Annotated in this window: 21 protein-coding genes and 3 pseudogenes; 10 read left to right on the forward strand and 14 right to left on the reverse strand. The window is 71.7% G+C overall.

Translation table 11 applies throughout. From position 1 onward, the window contains the following. Positions 1 to 209: hypothetical protein (locus NGB36_RS30360; RefSeq protein WP_255923814.1), on the forward strand; the 209-nt coding region annotated here is incomplete at its 5' end. Positions 210 to 356: 147 nt separating this feature from the next. On the opposite strand, the gene NGB36_RS30365 is transcribed toward NGB36_RS30360, so the two are convergent. After that, positions 357 to 959 carry a TetR/AcrR family transcriptional regulator gene (locus NGB36_RS30365; protein ID WP_255923815.1) on the reverse strand — a complete coding sequence of 201 codons (603 nt, stop codon included), beginning with the start codon at positions 957 to 959 and terminating at the stop codon, positions 357 to 359. Positions 960 to 1,029: 70 nt separating this feature from the next. On the opposite strand from NGB36_RS30365, the gene NGB36_RS30370 reads away from it, so the two are divergent. Further along, positions 1,030 to 1,857: a class I SAM-dependent methyltransferase gene (locus tag NGB36_RS30370; protein ID WP_255923816.1), complete on the forward strand. Its 828-nt coding sequence runs from the start codon at positions 1,030 to 1,032 to the stop codon at positions 1,855 to 1,857. A 395-nt stretch (positions 1,858 to 2,252) separates the two neighbouring features. Here NGB36_RS30370 and NGB36_RS30375 read toward each other — a convergent pair whose 3' ends face one another. Then, on the reverse strand, positions 2,253 to 2,567 hold the full coding sequence (locus NGB36_RS30375; RefSeq protein ID WP_255923817.1) for a hypothetical protein: 315 nt from the start codon (positions 2,565 to 2,567) through the stop codon (positions 2,253 to 2,255). Positions 2,568 to 3,024: 457 nt separating this feature from the next. On the opposite strand from NGB36_RS30375, the gene NGB36_RS33970 reads away from it, so the two are divergent. After that, complete coding sequence (locus NGB36_RS33970; RefSeq protein WP_372509568.1) at positions 3,025 to 3,231, forward strand: hypothetical protein; 207 nt, start codon at positions 3,025 to 3,027, stop codon at positions 3,229 to 3,231. On the opposite strand, the pseudogene NGB36_RS30385 reads toward NGB36_RS33970, so the two are convergent. After that, positions 3,232 to 3,654 (reverse strand): annotated as a pseudogene (locus NGB36_RS30385) (TetR/AcrR family transcriptional regulator C-terminal domain-containing protein); the annotation flags it as partial. Between NGB36_RS30385 and NGB36_RS30390 the strand changes: the two are divergent. Continuing rightward, positions 3,651 to 3,884 (forward strand): annotated as a pseudogene (locus NGB36_RS30390) (amidohydrolase family protein); the annotation flags it as partial. The pseudogenes NGB36_RS30385 and NGB36_RS30390 sit on opposite strands and share 4 nt — an antisense overlap. A 93-nt stretch (positions 3,885 to 3,977) precedes the next feature. On the opposite strand, the gene NGB36_RS30395 reads toward NGB36_RS30390, so the two are convergent. Further along, entirely contained in the window at positions 3,978 to 4,616 is a 639-nt protein-coding gene (locus NGB36_RS30395; RefSeq protein ID WP_255923818.1) for a GNAT family N-acetyltransferase, read from the reverse strand. A gap of 179 nt (positions 4,617 to 4,795) precedes the next feature. Here NGB36_RS30395 and NGB36_RS30400 point away from each other — a divergent pair, with 179 nt between their 5' ends. Continuing rightward, positions 4,796 to 5,695, forward strand: a complete 900-nt coding sequence (locus NGB36_RS30400) for a hypothetical protein (protein WP_255923819.1) — start codon at positions 4,796 to 4,798, stop codon at positions 5,693 to 5,695. A gap of 3 nt (positions 5,696 to 5,698) precedes the next feature. Here the strand turns inward: NGB36_RS30400 and NGB36_RS30405 are convergent, their stop codons facing one another. Next, positions 5,699 to 6,655 carry a LysR family transcriptional regulator gene (locus NGB36_RS30405; RefSeq protein WP_255923820.1) on the reverse strand — a complete coding sequence of 319 codons (957 nt, stop codon included), beginning with the start codon at positions 6,653 to 6,655 and terminating at the stop codon, positions 5,699 to 5,701. A gap of 95 nt (positions 6,656 to 6,750) precedes the next feature. On the opposite strand from NGB36_RS30405, the gene NGB36_RS30410 reads away from it, so the two are divergent. From NGB36_RS30410 to NGB36_RS30420, 3 genes are read left to right on the forward strand one after another with little or no spacing between them, the layout of a single operon-like run. Continuing rightward, entirely contained in the window at positions 6,751 to 7,455 is a 705-nt protein-coding gene (locus tag NGB36_RS30410; RefSeq protein WP_255923821.1) for a succinate dehydrogenase cytochrome b subunit, read from the forward strand. A 25-nt stretch (positions 7,456 to 7,480) separates the two neighbouring features. Then, positions 7,481 to 9,427: a fumarate reductase/succinate dehydrogenase flavoprotein subunit gene (locus NGB36_RS30415; RefSeq protein ID WP_255923864.1), complete on the forward strand. Its 1,947-nt coding sequence runs from the start codon at positions 7,481 to 7,483 to the stop codon at positions 9,425 to 9,427. After that, positions 9,424 to 10,170, forward strand: a complete 747-nt coding sequence (locus NGB36_RS30420; protein WP_255923822.1) for a succinate dehydrogenase/fumarate reductase iron-sulfur subunit — start codon at positions 9,424 to 9,426, stop codon at positions 10,168 to 10,170. The genes NGB36_RS30415 and NGB36_RS30420 overlap by 4 nt, the downstream gene beginning before the upstream one ends. Here NGB36_RS30420 and NGB36_RS30425 read toward each other — a convergent pair. Further along, the gene (locus NGB36_RS30425) at positions 10,167 to 10,934 is read right to left on the reverse strand and encodes an FkbM family methyltransferase (protein WP_255923823.1); all 768 of its coding nucleotides are present in this window, start codon (positions 10,932 to 10,934) and stop codon (positions 10,167 to 10,169) included. The genes NGB36_RS30420 and NGB36_RS30425 overlap by 4 nt on opposite strands. A gap of 104 nt (positions 10,935 to 11,038) precedes the next feature. On the opposite strand from NGB36_RS30425, the gene NGB36_RS30430 reads away from it, so the two are divergent. Further along, a complete protein-coding gene (locus NGB36_RS30430) occupies positions 11,039 to 12,355 on the forward strand; it encodes a DUF5005 domain-containing protein (RefSeq protein WP_255923824.1) in 1,317 nt (438 codons plus the stop codon). Here NGB36_RS30430 and NGB36_RS30435 read toward each other — a convergent pair. The 6 genes and pseudogenes from NGB36_RS30435 to NGB36_RS30460 all read right to left on the reverse strand — a co-directional run bounded on the left by NGB36_RS30435 (position 12,330) and on the right by NGB36_RS30460 (position 17,170). Next, on the reverse strand, positions 12,330 to 12,569 hold the full coding sequence (locus NGB36_RS30435) for a Trm112 family protein (protein ID WP_255923865.1): 240 nt from the start codon (positions 12,567 to 12,569) through the stop codon (positions 12,330 to 12,332). The two genes, NGB36_RS30430 and NGB36_RS30435, sit on opposite strands and share 26 nt — an antisense overlap. Before the next feature lie 183 nt (positions 12,570 to 12,752). Beyond that, positions 12,753 to 13,379: pseudogene (locus NGB36_RS30440) on the reverse strand (class I SAM-dependent methyltransferase); the annotation flags it as partial. Positions 13,380 to 13,393: 14 nt separating this feature from the next. After that, positions 13,394 to 14,710: a hypothetical protein gene (locus NGB36_RS30445; RefSeq protein WP_255923825.1), complete on the reverse strand. Its 1,317-nt coding sequence runs from the start codon at positions 14,708 to 14,710 to the stop codon at positions 13,394 to 13,396. Next, complete coding sequence (locus NGB36_RS30450; protein ID WP_255923826.1) at positions 14,707 to 15,348, reverse strand: class I SAM-dependent methyltransferase; 642 nt, start codon at positions 15,346 to 15,348, stop codon at positions 14,707 to 14,709. Before NGB36_RS30450 ends, NGB36_RS30445 begins: the two co-directional genes overlap by 4 nt. Next, a complete protein-coding gene (gene pgfA / locus NGB36_RS30455; RefSeq protein WP_255923827.1) occupies positions 15,345 to 16,349 on the reverse strand; it encodes a cell envelope lipid trafficking protein PgfA in 1,005 nt (334 codons plus the stop codon). The genes NGB36_RS30450 and pgfA overlap by 4 nt, the downstream gene beginning before the upstream one ends. Positions 16,350 to 16,477: 128 nt before the next feature. Continuing rightward, the gene (locus tag NGB36_RS30460; protein ID WP_255923828.1) at positions 16,478 to 17,170 is read right to left on the reverse strand and encodes a TetR/AcrR family transcriptional regulator; all 693 of its coding nucleotides are present in this window, start codon (positions 17,168 to 17,170) and stop codon (positions 16,478 to 16,480) included. Positions 17,171 to 17,393: 223 nt separating this feature from the next. Between NGB36_RS30460 and NGB36_RS30465 the strand changes: the two genes are divergently transcribed. Further along, positions 17,394 to 18,554 (forward strand): glycosyltransferase family 4 protein, encoded by a 1,161-nt coding sequence (locus NGB36_RS30465; RefSeq protein ID WP_255923829.1) that lies wholly within the window; start codon positions 17,394 to 17,396, stop codon positions 18,552 to 18,554. Here NGB36_RS30465 and NGB36_RS30470 read toward each other — a convergent pair. Together NGB36_RS30470 and NGB36_RS30475 are read right to left on the reverse strand one after the other, a co-directional pair. Then, entirely contained in the window at positions 18,538 to 19,431 is an 894-nt protein-coding gene (locus NGB36_RS30470; RefSeq protein ID WP_255923830.1) for a DMT family transporter, read from the reverse strand. The two genes, NGB36_RS30465 and NGB36_RS30470, sit on opposite strands and share 17 nt — an antisense overlap. Beyond that, the gene (locus tag NGB36_RS30475; protein ID WP_255923831.1) at positions 19,428 to 23,672 is read right to left on the reverse strand and encodes an alpha-(1->3)-arabinofuranosyltransferase domain-containing protein; all 4,245 of its coding nucleotides are present in this window, start codon (positions 23,670 to 23,672) and stop codon (positions 19,428 to 19,430) included. Before NGB36_RS30475 ends, NGB36_RS30470 begins: the two co-directional genes overlap by 4 nt. Positions 23,673 to 23,688 lie beyond the last annotated feature (16 nt).

Genomic DNA, 23,688 nt, shown 5'->3' on the forward strand with positions numbered 1-23,688 from the left:
GCCTGTTCGCTGTCAGCATCGGTGGCAGCCGCCACTCCGAACAGGCTCTCGCCGGGAAGCGGACAGCACGACACAGCAGGCACGACCTGTTACGGGACAAGGCCCGCGGCGGCCGCGGCCGCAGTCCCGAATTTTGGGAGGCGATGGTCGGTCTGCAAAGCGGTGAATGTTCATTCACGAGAAATGACGTCAGTACGCTCACCACATGAGGGCGGGAGGCTGCAGCGAAGTTCTGCGCTAGCTGACAGCGGGGATCACTGCTCTTGACCCTCGGCGGCTGTGGCCAGGGAGTCGGCCAGGCCTGAAGGTCGCCGGGCCGAGGGCGGTGAACATACGCTGCCGACACCCAGGGATCCCTAGGCCGGCCGTCGTTGCACGGCATCGGCGATAACCGCTGTCACGAGCTTGTTGACGGCTGCCGTGGCCGGCGGGCCGGGGTCGCGGTCGGCGAACAGGAGATGCCCGCCACCAACCAGGGAGAGGGTGAGTGAGTCGATGTCGGCGTCTGCCGCGATACGGCCCAGTTCACGCTCGTCGGCCAGATAAGCGGAGATCGCGGTCGTGGCCTGGGCGAGGATCGCGATGCCGCCTCCGGGCCTGGCTTGCCGCAGCCGTGCGCGCAGCTCGTCCCGGAAGGTGATGAGCGGGATGATTGCCACCGGAATCGGCCCGAACAAGGTGGTCAGCGCGCTGGTGAGGTTGTTGGCCACCGTACCGGTGCCTGCGGACTCCCGCAGCGCACTCGCCTGCGTCTCAAGTTGCGCGGCCCGGTCGAGCACGAGGTCGGTGAGGAAGGCGTCGAAGTCGGCGAAGTGCCGGTGCAGGACGCCTTTGGCGCAGCCCGCCTCATCAGTGACGGCCCGGCTGGTCAGCCCGTTCGGCCCGTCCCGCACAAGCACGCGTTCGGCAGCGTCGAACAGCTGCTGCCGCGCGTCGCGAAGGTGCACCCCAGTCGGCACTCACAGATCCTCTCGTGCGTCAATCCGCTGAACCGTTGGCCAGTGGGCGTACGCCCACTAAGGTGGGCGCATGCCCACTCTACCGCGAGAGCAACCAGAACCGTCCCCGACGGAGCCGCACAAGGCCCGGCGGATGGCCGAGTCGTTCGGCGCGGACGCGCAACGCTACGACCAAGCCCGGCCCGGCTACCCCGATGCGTTGGTGGCGCGGATCGCCGCCGGAAGCCCCGGGCCCGACGTGCTCGACGTCGGCTGCGGCACCGGCATCGCAGCCCGCCAGTTCCAGGCCGCCGGCTGCGCCGTGCTCGGCGTCGAGCCCGATGAGCGGATGGCCGACTTCGCGCGAGCCCGTGGCCTGCAGGTCGAGCTGGCGACCTTCGAAGCTTGGCAGCCGGCCGACCGGACGTTCGACGCGGTCATCGCCGCCCAGTCGTGGCACTGGGTGGAACCCGTCGCCGGCGCCGTGAAGGCGGCACGCGTGCTACGTCCCGGAGGACGGCTAGCGATCTTCGGACACGTGTACGAGCCGCCTGCCGAGGTGGCCGAACCGTTCGCCGCTGCCTACCGGCGGGTGGCGCCCGACTCCCCGCTCAACGGCCAACCGGCCCGACGTCCGCTCGACCTCTACCAGGCGGTATACGCGAAGTTTGCCGACAAGATCCGCGAGACCGAACAGTTCAACGATCCCGAACAGTGGCGATTCGACTGGGAGCAGTCCTACACGCGCGACCAATGGCTGGACCTGCTACCCACCACCGGCGGCCTCACCCAACTCCGTCCCGATCAGCTGGCCGACGTACTGGACGCGGTCGGGGCCGCCATCGACTCCCTGGGCGGAGGTTTCACGATGAACTACACCACCCTGGCAGCGACCGCCGTACGCGCCGACGCCTCCTGAGTCGCACGCCGCTCGCATGCCAGCGGGTTGTCCACCGTCGCGAGCAGCGGCCGGTCCGCCCTGCCGGACACCAGCAGCTATCGCAGCGAACTCACGGGGTGAGAACGCCAGCTCCGGGCACACCTTGCCGAATGCGTCGCGCACGCCGGGGGGTGCGTGGCTCAAGTGCGCGGCGTGATCCAGACATGCAACCGGACGCTCGGCCGATTACTCACCGTCCTCGGCTGATTCGGCTGCCGGCCTGAGGCACCTCGTGAGCAAGGGCTCCGCCGGCGCGGGGTACTCCCGCTGCCACCATCGCGACACGCACCGACGGAGCCCCTCATCACACAATCCAAGCCCCGGACGGATCACCCAGCCAGCCACCGGATTGCTCGTCCAGTCGGCCCAGCCTCCTACAAGCCGCCCAGCCCGTTGCCCGACGAGAGCGGGGACTCCTCGGAGGTGTTATTGGACATCGGGCTGTCCCCGTTGCCCATGGCCGAGCCGCCGTTGTTCTCCGGCTGACGCTGCGGCGTGAGGAACGACTGCGAGCCGTCGCTCCCGGATCTGTCGAAGGCCCCAGGCATGTTCGGCACCCGGAAGCCCTCCTGGCCGCCCGTCAAACCGCCCATCCCGCCGGGCCCGGGCGGATCGGCCCAGGCAGCAACTGGGGCAACGGTCAGCATGGCGAGCGTAAGCGAGGCCACGGCCGCGGTCTTGCGAAGCATAATTTTCCTTCCACTACATGCTCTCGGGAAAGGGCCCCACCCACACGTCGGCAATACGCGCACCAGCGGGACCGTTCATCACACGATCCATCCCACGCCAAGGACACCCGGCCGCACCATCTGACCCCCACGAGTGACCCCAAGCACCCGAACCGCACAGCCCGAACCCTCCCACCCGGCTTTCTCAAGAAGGAGCCCCGGCTGGGCTTGAGCCTTGACACTGCGTTGGGCCAGTCACAGCATGGCCGCGGCCGGTTAAGGCACCGGCTGTGCGGGCAGGACCACAGGCGCACGTGCCCGGCCCCGCGCCGTCGGGGGTACCGCAAGTGCTGTGGCTGCGCCGGGCGGCGGTGCCGCGCATCGCAGTCACCACATCCGGTGAGGCGTTGTCCCCGCTGATGTACAGCATCGGCAGCCCGTCCCCGCGCAGCACGAAGCCGGTCACCTCCCCAACCAGATGCTCGCTCCCGTCCGGTCCGTGCTGTGCCGGGCGGTGCTGTGCCGGGCCGGCCGGCACGCCCGTGATCCGTACACCACCGAGCTCGTACGTGTCCCAGTCAGGCAGCGCCCGATCCGGTCCGCCGAGCAGGCCCGCCGCGACCCGCGCGGACAGGCAATCACCGAGGAGTCCATCGCTGGACGCGGCACGATCTGCGGCGTGTGACTACTGAGGACCGGCGGGCGGGCGCCCCGGCAGCCGTGCCTGGACGCTGTCCAGCAGCAGCTCCAGCGCCAGCCGATAGGAGCTGCGGCCCATGTCCGCGGTGAGCAGGTCGGCGGTGGCGGCGATGTTCGGGTGCGTCGCGGCCGGGAGCCGGGCGTAGGTCTGCTCCCACACCGCGGCGTCCGCCGACCGCGCCGCGACGGGCAGCGCCGCCGAGGCGGTGTCCAGTGCCGCGAAGGCCAGGGCCTGGTCGACAAAGGCATGGTAGATCCGGGCCGCCATCGGATCGGGGAAGCCCGCACCACGCAGCACGCCGAGGATCGTCTCCACAGCGGCGATCTCGTGCTCCCGGCCGGCAACCCGGTATGCGGCGAGGAGCGCCGCGTGCGGGTGGTCTCGGTAGGTGGCCTGGATGCGCAGCCCTGCTGCGCTCCGGGGCGACGCTGGCGGCGGGCAGCGACTGGCCGGTCAGCAGCCCGGACCCGCTCGAAGGGATCCACGTCGCGGTCAACCGAGTCCGCCACGGCGACCACCGCCCGGTCTTCCTGCCCGAACAGCGCATCGACCTCACCGCGGCGCTCGCCGCATACACCGCCGGCTCGGCCCATGTGAACCACCTGGACGACACCGGCAGTATCCGGGTGGGCGCCCTCGGATCGCCCAGGCCACCCCGCCTGGCAACCGCCCAGCTCAACGCACGTGCCAAACCCTGGATCTGGGGCAGACCCGCCCCACCAACCTGCCGACTACGCCGCCGATGGGTGTACATCCTTTGAGGAATTCAGCACACCGTCGTCGCGGATACGGGCATGCAGATGCATGTCGTGCCAGCCGTCGGCGTGCAGCGCCGCGCTTGTCTTGATGCCTTCGAGTCGGAATCCCGCCTTCTCGGCGACGCGACAGGAGGCCGCGTTGGCGACCGAGTGCGTCAGCTCCACGCGATGCAGGCCGAGTTTGCCGAAGGCCCACTCGGTCACGGATTCCGTGGCGCGCAGGGCGACACCTTGCCCGCGGGCGGACGGCAGCACCCAGTAAACGATCTCACCGTGGCCCGCGCGCAGATGGAGGTCGGCGACCGCGATGAATCCGACGACGGTGTCGTTCTCGGCACGGGCGATGGCCCATGACGCCCACTCCTCGTCGTGCCAACGCTGCTCAAACTGCGCGATCTTGGCCCGGGCCTCCTCCGCCCCGCCAGCCGCGGGCCGGTTCCACCGGCGTATCGCCGGATCGCGCCAGGCAGCAAGCAGGGCATCGGCGTCGGCGAGCCGCCACGGGCGCAGCAGCAGCCCGCCGGGTACGGGGATGTCCGGTTGCGGGGCGCCGGCCATCCGTCCGGCGGGGACGACGGACGGGATGGCGGGGACAGGAGAGGCAGTTGACATCGGGCCATGATGCCGGGGTCGTGCGGGCCGCCATGCCGTCCGCCTCGTCGACGCGGCGCAGCGCGTGCCGGGGCGTGGCCGGAATCGATTCAGGCCCTCTTCCGCGGCTGCCGGAGCAGGCGCTACAGGTTGCACGGCGACATGGTCCGCCCCCCCACCGGCCGAGGAGGACGCGCTCGATGACCGACAGCCGCCGTGACACACGCAAGATCTCCGGCGTCGATGCCATGACCCGGTTCGACGACATCTACGACCAGCCCGACCCGCGTGACTACTTCCGCAGGCTCGGGCCGCTGGAGTACCAGATCCCCCACCACGGGCAGGACGTCTTCCGGCGTACGGTCGCCGCACGCGCCGCCGTCTCGCCCGGACCGCCGATCACAGTGCTCGACCTGTGCTGCGGCTACGGGATCAATGCCGCGCTGCTCAACCATGACGTCTCGCTCGCCGAGCTGTACGAGCACTACGTCTCGCGCAAGACCGCGTCCCGTACCACCGCGAAGCTGATCGAGTGGGACAAAGCGTACTTCGCTGCGCGACGCCGTCCGCACGCGGCGCGTGTGGACGGACTGGACCCGGCGGGGAACGCCGTCGGTTATGCCCGTGCCGTCGGGCTCCTCGACGAGGGATTCGCGGAGAACCTGGAGGAGGCGCCGCCGAGCAGCCGGTTGCGTCGTGCGATGGAGCGCACCGAACTGATCACGGTGACCGGTGGCATCGGCTTCATCTCGTCGCGGACCTTCGGCTCGCTGCTCGACTGTGCGCGGGAGCCGGTGTGGGTGGCGTCGTTCGCCGTCCGTACCGTCTCCTACCAGCCGATCGCCGACTGCCTCGCCGAGCACGGCCTTGTCACCGAGAAGGCCACCGCACGGACCTTCCCGCAGCGCCGCTTCACCAGCACCCGCGAGCAGCAGTACGCCATCGACGCGGTCGCGGCGACGGGCGAGGACCCGGACGGCAAGGAGACGGACGGCTATGTCCACGCGACGCTGTATCTTTCCCGTCCTCAGCAGGACGCGGCGGCAATGCCGGTCGACATGATCCTGGCGCGGGCGGGGCTCGGCCGGGTGCGCAGATAGCGCTCAGGGCTCGCTGGATCGCTCGCTGGGTCCGGCAAGCAGCCGCGTGCCGGTCGGCAGTGCGCCGGCGGCCGCGGCGGAGCGGAGGTGCTCCAGCAGGACCTGGCGCAGCTCGCGGGCGGCGCGGGGTGGCTGGACGTCCTTGCGGTGGGCGACGGAGATGGTGCGCTGCAGGCCCGGACCGGCGAACGGGGTGACGCGCAGCCCGGAGCGGTCGGCGACCATTGCGGGGAGGACGGCGAGGCCGAGGCCCGCGCGGACGAAGCCGAGCACCGCGTCCATCTCCCCGCCCTCGACCGTGAAGACCGGTTCGAACCCGGCGGTCCGGCAGGCCGCCGTGGTCAGCTCCCGCAGGTCGTAGCCGCGCCGGAACATCACCAGCGGCTGCTCGCGCAGGTCCTCGATCCAGATGCTCGCGTGAGCGGTGGGCGCGGGGGCCGAGGGGGACGAGACGACGACGAGGTCCTCGCGGAGCAGTTCGGTGGTGGCGAGCGCCGGGGCCTGCCCGGGGAGCGGGGTGATGATGAAGGCGAGGTCGAGTTCGCCTGCGGCGAGCACGCGCACCAGGTCCTGCGAGGCGTCCTCGTGGACGAGGAGTTCGACGCCCGGGTAGCGGTCGTGGAAGGCGCGCAGCACGTCGGGGACGAGTCCGGCGCACAGGCTCGGCGGTGCGCCGAGCCGTACCCGGCCGCGGCGCAGCTGGGCGACCTCCTGGACCTCGCGGTGCGCGGTCTCGGCGTCCGCGAGGATGCGCTGGGCGAGCGGCAGCAGCGCCTCGCCCGCGTCGGTCAGCGTGATGTGGCCGCGAGCGCGCTGGAAGAGGTCGGCGCCCAACTCGCGTTCCAGGGCGCGGATCTGCTGCGAGAGCGAGGGCTGTGCGACGTGTTCGCGTGCGGCGGCCCGGGTGAAGTGGCGGGTCTCCGCGACGGCGACGAAGTAGCGGAGCTGGTGGAGCTGCACGCGTCCATCATAGGCGTGCCATAGGCTTGTCCTATCGATTCCAGCCGTACCATGTCTTGGACCGATGCACAGGTTCGGCCCTAGCGTCATGAGACATGGCACTGGCGACTCGGGCGGCCCGACGGCCGTCCACTCTGGCGACCCTGTGGGGCTCGACCGTCGGCAAGAAGACGGTCATGGCCGTCACCGGCGTGATCATGCTGCTCTTCCTCGTCGTCCACATGCTCGGCAACCTGAAGATCTTCTTCGGTGCCGGCGACTTCAACGCGTACGCAGCTTGGCTGCGCACCATCGGCGAGCCCGTGCTGCACAGCAGCTGGTACCTGTGGATCCAGCGGACGGTGCTCGTCGCCGCGGTCGTGCTGCACGCGGTCGCCGCGTACCAGCTCAGTCGCCGTGATCTGGCGGCCCGGCCCGTCGGCTATGCGCACAAGCGGCAGCGCGCGAGCTACGCGACGCGCACCATGCGCTGGGGCGGCATCATCCTGGCGCTGTTCATCGTCTGGCACATTCTCGACCTGACCACGCTCACCGTGAACCCCCGGGGCGAGGCCGGACACCCGTACCAGAACGTGGTCGCCGACTTCCACACCTGGTACGCCGACGTCATCTACGTCGTGGCCATGCTCGCCCTCGGCCTGCACATACGCCACGGCTTCTGGAGCGCGGCGCAGACGCTCGGCGCCAACAACCGGCGCCGCGACCGCCCCCTGAAGTGGACCGCCAATGGGCTGGCCCTCGTCCTGACCGCGGGTTTCATCGCGGTGCCCGTCTCGGTGATGACCGGAGTGGTGAGCTGACATGACCGCCGACACCAACGCTGACATCAGCCCGTACACCAGCTACGTCACGGGCGATCCGATCGCCGACACCAAGGCGCCCGCCGGGCCCGTCGAGGAGCGCTGGGACCGCCGCCGCTTCGAGGCCAAGCTGGTCAACCCCGCCAACCGCCGCAAGCACACGGTGATCGTGGTCGGCACCGGCCTGGCCGGGGGTGCGGCCGGAGCCACCCTGGCCGAGCAGGGCTATCACGTGGTGCAGTTCTGCTACCAGGACTCCCCTCGCCGCGCCCACTCCATCGCCGCGCAGGGTGGCATCAACGCGGCGAAGAACTACCGCAACGACGGCGACTCGGTCCACCGCCTCTTCTACGACACCGTCAAGGGAGGCGACTTCCGCGCCCGCGAGTCCAACGTCCGCCGCCTCGCCCAGATCTCGGTGGAGATCATCGACCAGTGCGTGGCGCAGGGCGTGCCGTTCGCCCGTGAGTACGGGGGCCTGCTCGACACCCGGTCGTTCGGCGGCGTACAGGTGTCGCGGACCTTCTACGCCCGCGGGCAGACGGGCCAGCAGCTGTTGCTCGGCGCCTATCAGGCGCTCTCCCGGCAGATAGCTGCGGGCAACGCCGAGATGCACCCGCGTACCGAGATGCTCGACCTGATCGTGGTCGACGGCCGGGCGCGCGGCATCGTCGCCCGTGACCTGATCACCGGGCGCATCGACACCTATCTCGCCGATGCCGTCGTCCTCGCCTCCGGCGGCTACGGCAACGTCTTCTATCTGTCGACCAACGCCAAGAACTCCAACGCCACCGCGATCTGGCGGGCCCACCGGCGGGGAGCGTACTTCGCCAACCCCTGCTTCACGCAGATCCACCCGACGTGCATCCCGCGCTCGGGCGACCACCAGTCGAAGCTGACGCTGATGAGCGAATCGCTGCGCAACGACGGTCGCATCTGGGTACCGAAGGCGAAGGGCGACACGCGCCCGCCGGAGCAGATCCCCGAGGACGAGCGCGACTACTACCTGGAGCGGATGTACCCCTCCTTCGGCAACCTCGTGCCGCGCGACATCGCCTCGCGCGCGGCGAAGAACGTCTGCGACGAGGGGCGTGGGGTCGGCCCCGGCGGGCAGGGCGTCTACCTCGATTTCGCCGACGCGATCGCCCGGATGGGGCGGGAGAAGGTCGCCGAGAAGTACGGCAACCTCTTCGACATGTACGCGCGGATCACCGCGGAGGACCCGTACAAGGTGCCGATGCGCATCTATCCGGCGATCCACTACACCATGGGCGGATTGTGGGTCGACTACGACCTGCAGACCACAATCCCCGGCCTGTTCGCCATCGGCGAGGCCAACTTCTCCGACCACGGCGCCAACCGGCTCGGCGCGTCGGCGCTGATGCAGGGGCTCGCCGACGGCTATTTCGTCCTGCCCTCCACCATCAACGACTATCTGGCGCGCCACCCGCACCAGGCGGTCGCCGACGATCACCCGGCGGTGGTCGAGGCGGTGGAGTCGGTCACCGGCAGGCTGCGGCGGCTGCTCGCCGTCGACGGCGACCGCACCCCCGACTCGTTCCACCGCGAGCTCGGCGAACTGCTGTGGGACGAGTGCGGAATGGCCCGCAACGACGCGGGGCTGCGCAAGGCGCTCGACCGCATCCCGGAGCTGCGCGAGGAGTTCTGGCGCCGGGTGAAGGTGCCCGGCAGCGGCGAGGAGCTCAACCAGCAGCTGGAGAAGGCCAACCGGATCTCCGATTACTTCGAGCTCGCCGAGCTGATGTGCCTGGACGCCCTGCACCGCGAGGAGTCGTGCGGCGGCCACTTCCGCGAGGAGAGCCAGACCCCGGACGGCGAGGCGGCCCGCGACGACGAGCGGTTCTCGTACGCGGCCGCCTGGGAGTTCACCGGCACGGGCAAGCCGCCCGTGCTGCACCGCGAGGAACTCGTCTTCGAGTACGTCCACCCCACCCAGCGGAGTTACGCATGAAGCTCACCCTGCGCATCTGGCGCCAGCGCGGCCCCGAGCAGCCGGGCGCCATGACCACCTACGAGGTCGACGGTATCAGCGAGGACATGTCCTTCCTCGAGATGCTCGACACTCTCAATGAACGGCTGATCCTCGAGGGCGACGAGCCGGTCGCCTTCGACCACGACTGCCGTGAGGGCATCTGCGGCGCCTGCGGCATGGTCATCAACGGGCAGGCGCACGGCCCGGAGCGGACCACCACCTGCCAACTGCACATGCGGCACTTCGCCGACGGCGACACCATCGACATCGAGCCGTGGCGCGCAGCCGCGTTCCCGGTGGTGAAGGATCTCGTCGTCGACCGGTCGGCGTTCGACCGGATCATCGGCTCCGGCGGCTACATCACCGCGCCCACCGGCAGCGCGCCGGAGGCCCACGCCACGCCGGTTCCCAAGCCGGTGGCGGACACCGCCTTCGAGCACGCCGAGTGCATCGGCTGCGGGGCGTGCGTGGCCGCGTGCCCCAATGGCTCGGCGATGCTGTTCACCTCTGCGAAGGTGGTGCACCTGGGCTCGATGCCGCAGGGCGGCCCGGAGCGGGAGAGCCGGGTGCTCGGCATGGTCTCCACGATGGACGCCGAAGGCTTTGGCGGCTGCACCAACACCGGCGAGTGCGCGGTGGCCTGCCCGAAGGGGATCCCGTTGCAGTCCATCGCCACGATGAACCGCGAGTTCCTGCGCGCCGCGCGCAAGGCGCCACGCTAGCCGAAGGGGGTGCTGCCCTCGGGGGTGAACAGCACCGAGTTGACGTAACGGGGGTGCGGTCTCAACGAGCGCCGCAGCAGGCCGCGTTCGATCACGTGCGCCGCCTGCTGCTGGTGTCCCGTCAGGTCGAACGATTCCAGCGGCACCCAGTCGCTGCCCGGCAGCACCCAGCCGCGGAAACCCCACTCGCGCAGCAGCCCGATGATCCGCTCGACGGGCTGGATGCGGGTCTCGGCCTCGATGAACAGATTGGGCCGGTCGCGGCGGAGCGTCTTCTCCGCGCCGCGTAACACCGCGGCCTCGTGGCCCTCGACGTCGATCTTCACGAACGACACATCCGGCAGATCAAGGGCGTCCACGGTGGTCAGCCGTACCGGGCGGGTGCCGCGGTGGACGTACGGGCGCGGTTCGAGCGAGGTCAGGCCGCGCGCCTCGCGGCCGCGGCGGTCGGCGAGCCAGATGGGGGCGTCCCCGAGGCGGTCGGAGGCGGCCGCGTTGATCACTTCGACGCCGGGCGGGACGGTGTCGCGCAGTGCCCGGCACACCTCGGGCACGGGTTCGAGTGCCACGACTCGGTCGGCGCGCCGGGCCAGCCTCCGCGACCACGGCCCGTACCAGGCGCCGATGTCCAGCGCCGTGCCGTACGGCGGGCAGATCTCCTCCACCCTGCCGAGTTCGGGCTCCTGACGCGGATAGAGCGCGTCGACGGCGAGCGCCAGCAGGCGGTTCGGCAGACGAGGGCCGAGCGCGGCGGCGAGGGTCATTCGGACTCCTTCCTTGCCGCTGCATTTCCGCCGCGACTACTCTTAATCGATGACACCCCGTCAGCGATCTGCGCAGTCATCACCCGCGGAATCCGGGAGGTCCGGTGCGGCACCGACGCGCGGCAGCCGGCCTTTTCGCCGTAGCGGCTCTGCTGTCGTGCTGCTCCGGAGGCGGCGCGGGCGCGCAGCGGGCGGCCGGTGCGGACTGTGCGGGCGAGGGCATCTTCTCCTGGGCGCCGGATCCCTCCGTCACCGATGAGTTCGTCCGGTACGGCAACGACAACAGCAGCCTGGAGGACTGGACCGGCGGTGACGGCACCCACTCGGTGCGGCTGCCGGACGGGCGTGCCCTCTGGCTGGCCGACGATCCCATCCTCGACGAGGTGTTTGCGCCGCCCAACGCGAGCGGCCAGCCGTACTACTGGCGCAACACCTCCGGTGGCCGCATGCCGCTGTGGGTCCACAACGCCGCGCTGGTGATGTCTCACTCCGGCCGGCTGGAGGAGACGCTGCTCGGCTCCCCGCCCGGTGCGACACCCGCCTCGCTCTTCCCGGACCTGTCCTCCGACGCCCAGTCCTGGCGCTGGCCGGTCCAGGCGCTCGTCGAACCCCGTGCGCCCGGCTCGGCCGAGCACGTGGTGCGGGTGCTGCTGTGGGACCGCTCCGCCGCACCACCGCCGTATCTGTACGGCGTGCCGCTCGCCACCGAGGTCGCCACGCTCTCCCTGCCCTCCCTCCGCCTGGAGTCCATCGTCAAGATCGACGACCAGACTTCCGTGCCGCAGCCGGGTGACCGTGTGCTCTACGGGACGACGGCGGTGGCCGACGGCCCGTGGACGTACGTCTTCGGGGGCGACGACGGTCCTGGCCGCAACCCCGCCGAGTCCTCCTCGCACGCCTACCTCGCCCGCGCTCCGGTCGGTGAGCTCGGCCAGCCGGCGGCCTGGCGCTACTGGGACGGCACCGGCTGGGCCGCCGATCCCGCCGCGGCCCGGCCGGTGCTCGGCGACGGTGCGCGCCACGGCGTCGGCAGCTCGTTCACCGTGGTCCGTGAGGGGGCCACCTGGGTCCTGGTGACCATGGACTCCGGCGGGCCTGGCGCGAGCGGCCTTGCCACGATCACCTCGTACTGGGCCTGTTCCCCGCAGGGGCCGTGGAACGGGCCGGGCCCGGGATTCCAGCCGCCGCTGCCCGCCGACTCCGCATCCCCCTCGCAGGAGGTGGTCTACAACCCGCAGGCTCATCCCGAGTTCGGCGACGGCGGCGACGGTCTGCTGCTCAGCTACGACGTCAACTGGCTGGGCTCGGACGCACCGACGCAGGTCAACCGCAATGTGGCGCTGTACAGGCCGAGGTTCGTTCGGCTGAGCCTTGGGCCGGCCGTGCCGGGTGGCGCTAGTGCCGCGCGGGAACGTCATTGACGCCGTCCGGGGTGGTCCGCGCCAGGATGCGCAGATGGTCGGAGCTGCCGACCGTCTCGGCCTGGTCGGCGAGCAGGTACGGAATGCCGTCGACGATCGGGTAGCGCCGACGCAGCCGCGGGTTGTAGAGCGCGTCGCGTTCCGCGTCGTACAGCAGCGGCCCCTTGTCGACCGGGCAGGCGAGCAGCCCGAGCAGATCCTTCGTCACCGGCATGCTGTCCTCCGTCTCCGGCAGGGTCGGCCATGCCGGGGGTGTCACGTCGTGGGGGGTCAGGGGTGTGCGGGCGTGCACCAGCAGATCCGCGGCGAGCGAGGGGACGTGGCGGAAGAGCCGGTCGAGCGGGCGCAGCGGCTTCGGCGTGTCGTGGTACACGGCGCCCCGCAGGGCGACGATCCGCAGGCCGTGCGCCCGCAGCAGCCCGACGAGTGCCCTGCGGGTGAAGACCCGCAGGTGTCCGACGACTTCACGGCCCGGCCGCCCGTAGATGCCGCGCAGGCTCACCTCGGTGAAGACCGGCTGTATGCCGCCGAGGAGCAGGCCCCGGTTGAACCAGGCCGCAAGGTTGGGGGTGGACAGCAGCAGTGAGCCGCCCGGGCGCAGCACGCGCACGATCTCGTCGAGCGCCGCGTCGGTGTCGACGAGGTGCTCGATGACTTCGCTGAGCACGGCCACGTCGATGGAATGGTCGGGGAACGGCAGGCCTGGCGCGTCGAGTCCGGCCCGCACAACGGTCAGGCCGTGGGCGCGTGCCCGCTCCAGCGCCTGGCACGACCAGTCGGCGCCGATGACGGTGTGGCCGCGGGCGCGCCGGGCGAGCACGGATGTGGCGGCGCCGTCGCCGCAGCCGATGTCGAGGATGCGCAAGCATGCGTCGGCGGCGCGGGCGGCGTCCAGGGTCGGTTCGATCAGCCGCAGCTGGCGGCGTGCCCGTTCGGGCCCGGAGGCAATGGGGACGGCCGGGTCCTCGTACAGCTCGCGCAGTCCGGGCGCGGACGCCGGGGGCGGGGGGCACTGATCGGTCACGGGAGGTTACTCCTTCAGCGCGGCAACCGCTCGTGTGCGGTGGGGAGTAAGGCCACGTCCTCAAGAGCGTGGCCGAGCAGGTCGGTGAAGGCGCCGGCCGCCGCCTCGTCCAGCGCGGCACGGCGGAAGCGGACCGCGAGGTGGAGCCGGCCGGCGACGGTGAGGGCGGAGACGGACAGGCCGCGGGGCATCGGGGCGGGGGCGGCCATCCACAGGGCGGTGACGGGGCCCGCGCCGTCGAAGGGCGGAGGGTCGGGAATCCTGCCGAGATTGCTGACCATGGTGGTGTCGGCGAACATCCGGGCGGCCAGCCGCACCGTCGGCACGAAGGATCTTCGCACCGCGTACGGGAGGTACGGCGCCCCGAGCAGCACGGCAGCCGGGCCGCCCGCGGGCGCGGAGCTGCGCTTGGCGAGGGTGGTCTGGGCGGCCACGGAGGCGAGCAGCGCACGCGGTTCGTCCGTGGTCGCGGTGACCGAGGTGAGACGGGAGAGGTTGCTGATCACCTCGAAGCGGTGCGCTGCGTCCCGGGTGTTGATCGGCATGGTGATGCGGACGGGAGCGGACGGGTGGCCGTGGGCCCGGTTCCAGCGGGCGACGGTGATGGCGGTCGCGGCGATCAGGGCGTCGTTGACGGTCACGCCGCGGCGGCGGGAGCCCGCGGCGAGCGCCGTCGTGGCTCCGGGGTCGAGGCAGAAGAGCACACAGCCGTAACCGCGGGTGTGCCGGGGTGCGGTGCGGGCGATGCGCACCGGGCGGCCGCCGTCGTGGGACGGAGCGGGCGTGGGCGCCGGATGGGATGGATCCGGCTGCGTCCCGGCGCGCGCCACGGCCGGGTCGAGGGGCGGCTCGGGATCGGGCTCGCCGTTGTAGCGGCGGACGACGGAGGTGACGAACCCTAGGCAGGAGACGGCGTCGAAGAGCGCGTGGTGGGCACCGACCAGCAGCCGGTCGCCACCGTCGCCCGTACCGGGCAGCAGCCGCAGCCTGAGCAGCGGTGATGTCCCGAGCGGCAGTGGCGTGTCCATGGTGCGGCGGCGCTCGTCCCCGGGCGCCGCGCCGGGCGCGGCGACGGTGAGCGGGTCGGCGTCGGTCCGCTCGGGGATCTCCCACGAGGAGCGGAACCGCCACCGCCCGGCGGCGGCCCGGCGCGCGCGGGCCATCGGGTGGGCCTGGAACGCCGAGTCGACGGCGGCGCGCAGCCGGCCGGCGTCCAGCCGTCCGGCGACGGCGAGTTCGAGCAGGATGACATTGGGTTCGCCGCGTCGTTCCAGCAGATCCGCGCACTCGTCGACGGCGGTGAACGGCAGTCGCCTGCCGGGGACGGTCATCGGGTCCTCCGCAAGGTGACCTGCACGGCGAAGCCGCGCAGCACGGGTATGCGCAGCACGGTTATGCGCAGCAGCGCCCGCACGCCGCGCGGGAAGTAGCGCGGCCCGGCCTCCACCAGTTCCACGTCGCTGCGCCGCCGCACATGCCGCAGCAGCAGTCCGGTCCGCACGGGGAAGTGGGTGCGCCCGCGTGGCGAGCGCCAGTTGGTGTAAGCGAGGTGAATGGTGCCGTCCGGCCTCGTGACGCGGATCAGCTCGTCGAGCAGCCCGACGGGGTCGGGGACGTGCCCCAGCACGTCGGAGCAGTAGCACAGATCGGCCGACGCCTCCCGCAGCGGCAGCCAGTAGCCGTCGCCGACGACCGTGGCGCGCCCGGTGCGGGCGGGGACGGGGAGTGGGTCGACGACGACGCACCGGGCGCCGGCCGCGCGGAACACCTCGGCGCACCAGCCGTCCCCGCCGCCGACGTCCACCACCGTGCTGCCGGCCAACGGGCAGTACTCGGCGGCCTGCTGGACGCAGTAGCGGGCGCGCAGCCGCCTGAATCCGCTGCGGTCGGGGCCCGGGCTGGCCAGCGCACGCACCAGTTGCCGTACCGTCGTCCGCGGCACGGCCACCGCGGATGCGGTCGCGCTCACCGCAGTGCCCCGCCGGCCGGGGCGGGTTCGGGCGCCGGCCCGGTCGCCTGTCGGTGCCGGGGCGCGCCCGGGCGGCCGCGCAGCAGCAGGACACATCCGGCGGCCACCCCGAGTGCGCCGAGCCCGGCCATCCCGTAGGGCACGGGGCCGGTCAGCAGTGCCAGGCCGTCGTGCTTGCCCGCGAACTTGTCGACCAGGGCCTTCTCGGTGGCGTCGGTGGCCTGGAGCTGCACGTCGAGGGCGGTGGCGAGGTCCTTGCTGCCGCCTGGCAGGCGAAGGGTGACGATCTGGTGGCTCGATCCGCCGACGGGTGCTCCGGTGAGCGGGTCGACGAGGTTGACGGCGGCCGGGTTGTGGTACCACTCCTCCACCGTGATCAGGCTGCCGTCCTTGCGCGTGGGCTGTCCGACGACCGCAGGCGGCACCTGGATGGTGCCGATGGGGGTGGGCGGCACGATCATCGTGTACTGGTTGAAGGTGCGGCCGTAGAGCGTGCGGGTGCCGGTGTAGTCGGCGCGGAAGGCCTTGCCCGCGGTGGAGTCCCACACTCGGTAGGAGTGGTGGCCGGTGTTGAACGGGTATTTCAGGTAGGCGTCCGCGCCCATCCCTGTGTCGCCGCCGCAGCAGGGGCTCGACGTGGTGGTGTGCCGGTCGAAGACCCAGCGGTGGACGCTGAGGTTGAACGCCTGGCGGGCGTCGGGCAGGTGGATGGTCTGCGGGGTGTCGAGGCGGATGGAGATGTCCCAGACGGCCTTGCCGACGCGCTTGCCCTCGGCCACGTCGCCGAGCGCGTGCCGGGTGGCGGTGAGGGTGCCGGACTCCGTCTTCCCGGTGGCCGGGTCGAGGTAGGTGCCCGGTCCCGAGCTGATGTCGGTGAAGTCCATGTCGTACGGGGCCACTTGCACGCGCGGCAGCACGAACCAGCGCAGCATGGGGCCGAGGACGAGGAGGAAGATCCCGAGTCCTAAGACGAGGAACGCGACGATACGGCGGCCATGCATGACGTCTCCCTGGGCGACCCTGGGTAGCTGGTACGTACCGGATGGCTTCGCGTTGACGGCACGCTAGAGAGCAATTGACACACTGTCAATAATCTGTGCACGACAGATGTGCGAGGACCCCGGAGTTGTCACTCGGGCGCAACACTGAGTACGTACGTGCCGGCGGGAAGTTCGATGCCGGCGCCTTCGAGCCCACGCGCCTGACGCAGGCAGCGGGTGACGTGGGCGTCGTACCGCGCGGCCGTCAGCACACTGGATCCGAACAGCTCGCGCAGCAGCGCGACGAGCTGGTCACGGCCCGGCTCCTGGGTGCGCAGCCAGTCCCTGCCTATCATCTCGACCAGTCCGATCCAGCCGCGCACCACTGAGCGCAGCAGATCCGGCACGGCGGTGGTGTCCCCCGCCTCACACACCTGCGGCATCCGCATCGATTCCAGCAACGAGACGAGGATGCCCTCGCGCGCGCTGTCGAGGATCGCCTCCTCCTCACTCGTCGCCGTCCCGGATCCGTGGCCGAGCAGCGTGGTGTAGCCGAGCGCGTCCTCGCGGATGTGGTGCAGGTAGGCGCGCAGCCCGGCGGCGAGCCAGTCGTCGGGCGTGGAGCGGTGGGCACGGTCGACGGCGGAGGTCAGCCGGTCCGCGCAGGTCTGCAGGGCGGCGAGGAACACCCCGTACTTGCTGCCGTAGTAGTGATAGAGCAGGGGCCGTGACATGCCGGCCGCGCGGGCGAGGTCGTCGACGGAGACGGCCTCGTAGGGCCGTGAGGCGAACAGGCCGAGCGCGGTCTCGATGAGGGCCCGTTTGCGGTCCTCCGGAGCCATCCGCTGACGGGACGGCCGGGTCGGGGGATCGGATTGCGTGCGACGCCCCATCGCCGTGCCCCCTTGCATCCGCGGCCGGACTGACACCCGGCGTGATCGATGCTAACGGCGGTTGCCGCGACCGAGATGGTTGCGTGCACAATTTATTGACGTTTCGTCAACAACTGCCTAGCGTGAAGCCCGCTCCTCTCGTCTCCCCCCCCACGACGAAAGGCAAGCGCGGATGGCCAGCGGACGCATACGTACCCGTACGGCACCCCTCCCGACCGCGGACACAGCTGCGTGCCCGGCTCCTCATCGGCTGCATGTCGCCTTCCTCGCCGGACGCGATCTCGCCAGCCCGCACGCGGGCGGCTCCGAGTTGCTCATCGACCGGCTCGCCCGCGGGCTCGTCGAGCGGGGCCACCGGGCCACGCTCGTGTGCGGCGGGCCGGTCGGCCGCGACAGACCGTACCGGGTGGTGCGCAACGGCGGCGCGTACAGCCAGTTCCTCAGCGCGCCCCTCGCCGTCCGGCGACGGCTCGGCGACTGCGACCTGCTGGTGGAGGTCTGCAACGGTCTGCCGTACCTCAGCCCGGTGTGGCTGCGCAGCATCCCCGCGGTCTGCCTGGTCAACCATGTGCACAGCGAGCTGTGGCCGATCCGCTTCCCCAGGCCCGTCGCCGCGGTCGGGCGGTACGCCGAAAGCGTGCTGATGCCGCGCGCCCACAGCGGCAACCTCTTCGTGGCCGTCTCGCCGTCGACCGCCGACGCCCTGGAGGAGATCGGCGTCGCACGGGACCGGATCCGGGTCATCACCAACGGCGTCGAGGACGCGACGGCGATCGCGCCCGAGGCGCCCGCTCCGCTCTTCCTCGCCCTCGGCAGGCTTGCCGACTACAAGCGGATCGATCTGCTGCTGCGCCTGTGGGAACGGGTGCGCAGGGTCACCGCAGGCACGCTCGTCATCGCGGGCGACGGGCCCGAGCGGCAGCGGCTGGAGCAACTGGCGGGCCCGGGCGTGCGGTTCACCGGGCGGATCAGCGAGGCGGACAAGCACCGGCTGCTGTGCGAGGCGTGGCTGCTGCTCCACCCGGCGCAGGTGGAGGGGTGGGGCCTGGTGATCACGGAGGCCGCGGTGCGCCGCACCCCGGCGGTCGGGTTCGACGTGCCGGGGCTGCGCGACTCGGTGGTGAGCGGCAGCACGGGTCTGCTGACGACGACGGAGAGCGGCTTCGCCTCGGCCTGGGCCAGCCTGGCGCTCGATCCCCGGCGGCGGGAGGCGATGGGCGCGGCGGCGCGGCGGCGCGCCCTCGACCTGCAGTGGACGACGACGGTCGAACGGTTCGCGGCCGTGGTGACGGAGGCGCTGCACCGATCGGCGGTTGCTACGGCGCGACGGTGACGCGCTCGGGCTCCGGCTCCTGCCTGGCGCGTTCCGGGGAGCGCTGCAGCAGCGCCAGTACGGACAGGGAGACGGCGAGGCCGGCCAGGCGCAGTGCGAGGCGCACCGGGTCGGCGGGCAGCCGCTCACCGAAGATCAGGGTCCCGGTGACCATCACATGCAGGTTTCCGACGACCACTTGGGCGGGGACCATGATCGCCGCCCGTGAACGCTGCAGCGCGATCTGCATCGCGCCGAGCATGACGACGGCGAGCACGCCGAACAGGTACGGGTACGGGGTGGTGAGCACGGCCTGGAGCGGGTGCCGTCCGTCGCTCGCGATCACCGCGGACGATGCCTTGCCCAGCAGCCCGCCGACGCCGTTGAGCAGCCCGACGGCCGTCCCGTACACGACGCCGCGCGCGCTTCTGCCCGCGACGGCGAAGACGACGAGCGCCGCGGCGCACGAGAGCGCGGCGACGGTGAGCACCTCCGCGGGGTGCCGGCCGTGCCCGACCCGCTCCTGGCTTGGGTCGTACGACAGTCCGAGCATCACCAGCGAGCAGCCGATGGCGGCGAGCCCGAGGTAATCGGAGCGGCCGAGCGGCTCCTTGAGCACCACGGCGGAGCCGGCAACGACGACGGCGGGTCCCGCGGCCAGCATCGGCTGCGCGACGGTGATGGGCAGCAGGGACATCGCCGTCACCTGGCAGACCAGCCCGAGCAGCATGAGCAGGAACCCGCCGAGCCACAACGGCCTGCCGAACAGCGTCCGGAACAGGGCGACGGGATCACGCACCCGCAGCGGCGGCAGCCCGGTGAGCGCCACTTTCTCCACGAGGATGCCGACGTTGTAGCAGGCGGCGGAGAGCAGCGCGAGCGCGAGACCGCCGATCACGAGGGCTCCTCCGCCGTCGGGGACACCGCGCGTCCCTCGTCTCTGGCACCCGGTGCGGCGAGCGCCGCGGCGAGCGCGGTGAGCGCCGCCGCCTGGGCCCAGGGCCCGAACGCTCCGTGTCCTGGCGAGATCCCGTGCTCTACGGCGGTCGCTGCGACGATCCCGGCCGTGGTCATCGCCACCACCGCTACGGCGGGCGCTACCGTCGGCACCCACCAGGCGAGCAGGGCGAGTACGACGGCCGCTGCCGCCATCGGTCCGCCGACGACGCCCAGGACGACGACGGCCACCACCGGCCCCGCGACCGTCCACGGCGGCCGCTCCCCCACCGCGTCGAGGCGCTGCCCGCGGCGCCGCCCGAACGCCCCGCAGGCCGCGGCCAGTACGAGCAGCGCAAGCACGGCGCCCACCGCAAGGGACCCCTGGTACAGCGTGGCCGGACCGTACCGGAGGTGCACGGCGCCCGACATCCCTGCGGGGACGACGAATGCCTGCTGCCAGCCGTCGAGCGTGACCGCCTGCAGCTTCTTCCCGTCGAGGGTGGCCGTCCAGCCGGGAGCGCGGTTCTCGTGGACCTCCAGGTATGCGGCGGGGCCCGCGCCGACGGTGACCGTGCGGGTCTCGTCACCCCACTCCTCGCGGCTGATGGTGCGCACCGGTGTGCCCGAAGGCGCCGTTGCGCCCAGGCTGCTCCAGGCGGTCGAGCCGGTCAGCGTCAGATCGGTGATCGCGAGCGGAGCACCGTCGCCGGGCGCGGAGATCGTGTGCCGCCCTGCGCTCAGATGCAGCTGCTGATCGGCCGTGCACAGTGTCAGCTGCACGGGCAGCCCGTTGATGAGATCACCCACCGTGCCGGTGGCGGAGGTCTGGTAGGTCATGCCGTCGACGGTGAGCTGTGGGCCGCTGCCGCAGCCGAGTTGGAAGCTGCGGCTGGTGTCGGTGGGGGCGTTGCGCAGGTCGGCGAGGGCCGGGACATCGATCTCGGCGAGGCCCACCGGCAGCGGGAGGCGGGTGCCGGTGATCTGGTCGTACACCGTGACGTTCTTCACCTGAGGGAACGTCAGGTCGACTCGGTCGGTGCGCAGCGCCGGGAAGACGACGTGGCCGTCGGCCCCGACGCGGGCCTCGCGCACCCCGTCGGGGCTCGATATGCGCACCGATTCGGGCGCGGCCGAGATTCCGTCGGCCGGTTCCAGATACAGCTCCGTCACGGTGCGCTTGCCCCGCCAGCTCAGGTGCACCACGGGATTGCTTCCGCCGGCGATCCACGCCGTCAGATACGAGCCGTCGACGAGGTTGGCGGCCCTGAACTCCGGCAGATTCCCGAGGACGGAGCTGGCGCTCGCCCGGATCCCATGGACCGGTGCCGCCTGTTCCAGCAGTTGTTCGAGCTCGGGGCCGGGTACGGAGACGGCGCTCATGGTGGGGGTGAAGGTGTCGGCGCGGTCGAGGGTGACGATGCGGTCCAGGCCGGTCTCGGGGTCGGCGGGGCCGAGGAGGCCGGGGTCGCTCGTCTGCCGGTGGAAGGAGTAGACGACGCCGCCCGGCCCGTCGGTCGCGGCGTCGTGCGGCGCCTGCAGATACCGGGTGACGTGCACACCGGGGATGGTGACGTCGCTGATGCCGGCGCCGAAGCCGCCCGGCTGGGCGCCCTTGGCTGCGGCGAAGGTCAGCTTCAGCGTGCTCGTCGTGCCCGGCGGCGTGGCAAGCTGCTGCTCACGGCCGTCGGGGATGACCGCGTCGGTGGCCGAACCGTGGTCGGTGGTGACGGTGATCTTCGTGGCGACCGGGCGGAAACTGCTGTCGGCGAGGAGCCGCACCCCGATGCCGCCGCTCAGGTCGAGCGTGCGGCCGAAGTCGATGCGCAGCCACTGACCGACGGGTGTCGCCGCATTCCCCTCCACCCATGCGGTGCCCGGGTCGCCGTCGAAGGCGTTGACGGGGTCGTACTGCGGCGACTGCAGCAGCCAGGAACCGTAACTGGATGCGGTCACCGAGGCCGCCCCCTCGATCACGGCGGTGGTCTGGTGGTTGTGGGGCGCGAAGGGCAGCAGCTGTCGCGGCGCTCCGCCTCCGCTGCCGTCGGTGCGGCCCGGCGGGTTGGTCCCGTTCGCGGTGTAGGTGTAGGAGACGTTGTCCCTGATCAGGCCGAAGGAGGTGTCGGTGCGGCGCAGACCGTCGGTGACGACGAGCGGGCTGCCGGACGGCGCGCCGCCGTTGCCGGTGAGGGTGACCGCGCGTCCGTCGACGAGGCCGGTGCCGCCCGTGCCCGACGCCTGCAGCAACGACTCAGGGCCGCCGCTGAGTTGGACCGTCCCGCTCACCGGAAGTACGGAGACGGGGTTCTCGGGGCGTAGGCTCGAATCGTCCGCCTCGTAGATCTCGACGGCGTGGTAGCCGGTGTCGATGCCCTGGATCTGCAGTGGAGTGTCGCTGCGTATCGGGTCGGCGGGCATCACCGGGCCGAAGGCGGCCACCTGGTGGAAGCCGGAGAGTTCGAGGGTGCGGTGGTAGAGGGCGGGCGAGACGAACTCGAACTGGCTGGGGTCGAGATCGTGGCGTACGACCACGTAGCGGATGCCGCCGCGCGCCAGATACGCGGCCAGGCCCGGCACTTCGGTGCCCGAAGTCATCGCCTGCTCGGCGCCGTCGAGGTAGCGCTGAGAGCCGGCGCCGCCCATCGGGACGAGGGTGCGCTCGGCCCAGTTCGACTGTGCATACGGCTGCAGCACGTCGTCGGTGGTGGTGCCCCAGGAGTAGTAGCCGTGCGAGGCGGCGGGCTCCAGCAGTGCCCGGCCCGATCCGCCGTGGCCGGCGAGATAGGTCGCCGTCTGCTTCCAGTAGTCGGGCACCGCCTTGAACGAGCCGCTCTGCAGGACTCGTCCCGTGAGGTACGGCAGTGCGGCTCCCAGCAGCCCGGCGGCGACCACCACGGCGATCACGGCGGCGGCTGCTTCGCGCAGCACCCGCGTCCGCGGCGACGGCAGCGGACGGCCCAGCAGATGGGCGAGGGCGATCACCAGGGGCAACGCGATCAGCGGCTGGAACTTGTAGATGCTGTGGAACGCCTCGCCGGGCCCGCTGAGGAGATCCTGGAGCCAGGTGTGCAACGGCCCGCCGAGCCGCCCCGGATAGACCGCCATCGTCGCGACCGCGCCGAGGGCGAGGCTCAGCCGCAGCCAGCGCGCCTCTGGCATGTCGCGGCGGGCGAGGCCGCCGAGGCCGAGCGCGGCGACGAGCGCGGTGCCCGCGACCGCCCAGCCGGTGGTGGCGAGCACCCAGCCGGACGGCAGTGCAGGCGAACCGAAGTCGAGGTAGTCCAGCCAGTTGCCGGTGCCGCGCAGCGCCTCCGTGGCCGCCATGGTGCCGGCCGTGGTGTGCGGGGTCTCGATGTAGGGCAGGAAGTTGAAGCCGTAGCGGCCGAGCAGCAGCAGCGGCAGCCACCACCACGCGGTGATCAGCGCTACCGCGGCGAGCCACCAGCCGAGCAGCGCCCTGCGGCGCGGGCCGGCGGTGCGGGTGAGCAGATACAACAGCGGCGCGGGCAGCACGGCGAGTACGGCGGCGCCGTTGACCCCGCCCATGCACAGCACCGCGAACGCCGATACGGCGGCGCAGCGCAGCGGTGAGCCGCCCTGCCTCGTCCCCTTGACGAGCGGGCCGAGCACCCACGGCAGCAGGGCGAGCGGCAGCACGGCCGCCGAGGTCGAGCCGACGAGTTCGGTGAGGGTGGGCCACAACGCATAGGCGAGCGCGGCGGCGAGACGGCTCCCGGGCGTTCCGACGCCGAGCCGCTCGGCGAGCCGGACCGTGCCCCAGAAGGCGGCGGCGACGATGAGTGACATCCACAGCCGCTCGGTGATCCACGGCGGAATCCCGAGCGCTTCGGCGATCGCGTAGAACGGCCCCATCGGGAAGGCGTAGCCGACGGCCTGGTCCTGCAGGCCGCCGAACGACTGTTGCGGGTCCCACAGGTGGGCGAGGCGGGAGAGGAAGGTGCCGGGGGTGAGAACGATGTCGAGCTTGGTGTCGAAGACGATCCGGCCCGGCGCCTGCAGCAGCAGCCCGGCGAAGGCGAGCAGCCACGCGCCGACCGCCCAGGCGCCGCCGAGGTGTTCGGACCCGGCCCCGGCGAGCCACCGGCGTATCCGCGGCCCGGCGGGGCCGCCGCGCTCGGGATGGTCGGGCGGCGCGGTGCCGTACGGTGCGGGGAGTGGGCGGGTGGTCTCGGTGACACTCACGTCGTGCTGCCCCTTC

It is taken from the genome of Streptomyces humicola (assembly GCF_024436035.1).
Classification (GTDB): domain Bacteria; phylum Actinomycetota; class Actinomycetes; order Streptomycetales; family Streptomycetaceae; genus Streptantibioticus_B; species Streptantibioticus_B humicola.

Bases quoted from the DNA above. Each gene is read 5' to 3' on its own strand.
- NGB36_RS30435 (WP_255923865.1), bottom strand. From the start codon at position 12,569: ATGCCGGTGACGAAGGATCTGCTCGGGCTGCTCGCCTGCCCGGTCGAC.
- NGB36_RS30395 (WP_255923818.1), bottom strand. From the start codon at position 4,616: ATGTCAACTGCCTCTCCTGTCCCCGCCATCCCGTCCGTCGTCCCCGCC.
- pgfA (WP_255923827.1), bottom strand. From the start codon at position 16,349: ATGCATGGCCGCCGTATCGTCGCGTTCCTCGTCTTAGGACTCGGGATC.
- NGB36_RS30465 (WP_255923829.1), top strand. From the start codon at position 17,394: ATGGCCAGCGGACGCATACGTACCCGTACGGCACCCCTCCCGACCGCG.
- NGB36_RS30460 (WP_255923828.1), bottom strand. From the start codon at position 17,170: ATGGCTCCGGAGGACCGCAAACGGGCCCTCATCGAGACCGCGCTCGGC.
- NGB36_RS30445 (WP_255923825.1), bottom strand. From the start codon at position 14,710: ATGACCGTCCCCGGCAGGCGACTGCCGTTCACCGCCGTCGACGAGTGC.
- NGB36_RS30375 (WP_255923817.1), bottom strand. From the start codon at position 2,567: ATGCTTCGCAAGACCGCGGCCGTGGCCTCGCTTACGCTCGCCATGCTG.
- NGB36_RS30425 (WP_255923823.1), bottom strand. From the start codon at position 10,934: ATGACCCTCGCCGCCGCGCTCGGCCCTCGTCTGCCGAACCGCCTGCTG.
- NGB36_RS30400 (WP_255923819.1), top strand. From the start codon at position 4,796: ATGACCGACAGCCGCCGTGACACACGCAAGATCTCCGGCGTCGATGCC.
- NGB36_RS30420 (WP_255923822.1), top strand. From the start codon at position 9,424: ATGAAGCTCACCCTGCGCATCTGGCGCCAGCGCGGCCCCGAGCAGCCG.
- NGB36_RS33970 (WP_372509568.1), top strand. From the start codon at position 3,025: ATGCTCGCTCCCGTCCGGTCCGTGCTGTGCCGGGCGGTGCTGTGCCGG.
- NGB36_RS30410 (WP_255923821.1), top strand. From the start codon at position 6,751: ATGGCACTGGCGACTCGGGCGGCCCGACGGCCGTCCACTCTGGCGACC.
- NGB36_RS30370 (WP_255923816.1), top strand. From the start codon at position 1,030: ATGCCCACTCTACCGCGAGAGCAACCAGAACCGTCCCCGACGGAGCCG.